The 596-nt window shown below is 68.1% G+C and carries 1 protein-coding gene and 1 pseudogene; both read right to left on the reverse strand.

From position 1 onward, the window contains the following. A partial coding sequence (locus AC1DYG_RS18890) for a hypothetical protein (RefSeq protein WP_477641406.1) occupies positions 1–292 on the reverse strand: 292 nt, incomplete at its 3' end. 9 nt (positions 293–301) lie between these two features. After that, a pseudogene (locus AC1DYG_RS18895) lies at positions 302–596 on the reverse strand (amino acid transporter); the annotation flags it as partial.

Genomic DNA, 596 nt, shown 5'->3' on the forward strand with positions numbered 1-596 from the left:
GCTTCCAGCGTCGACCCACCACGATCCCCACCAGGATGGCGAACGGCAGCGCCACGATCGCCGCGCCGTAGAACGAGTAGAACCGGTTGGACAGGTCCGGGGACGCCACCCCGATGAGGTCGGAGATCGACGACTCGACCGACTCCCACCGGCCGCGGGTGACCAGCGAGACCACCACCACGGCGATCACGCAGACCGCCGCGACGACCACTCGTACCTGGTCGTTGGTTCGCCGGCGCAGCGGCTGCAGCAGGCTGCCGTGCACCGGGATGTCTTGTCCGTCGACGCGCATGGTCTTACATCACCCCACGTGGACGTGCGGTCGACGGGACGGGTCGGGTTCGGCCCGTCGGAGCACCTCGCGGGTCACCGGCGCCTCCTCCCCCTGCCCGATGAACAGGAATCGCAACAGGTTGGCGATCGGATCGCCCTCCGTCCATTCGAAGTACACGTGCGGAACCGAACCCGTCCGGTCCCGGATGTCGAGCAGGATCGCCGCGATCGAGTTCGGGATGACCGCACTGTTGACCCACAGGATCCGGTGCTCGTCCCGTTGCCGGCCGTGCACCCGCAGCCTGGTGGCGAACTCCGAGGAG

This window comes from Pedococcus sp. P1_H8, assembly GCF_056405175.1.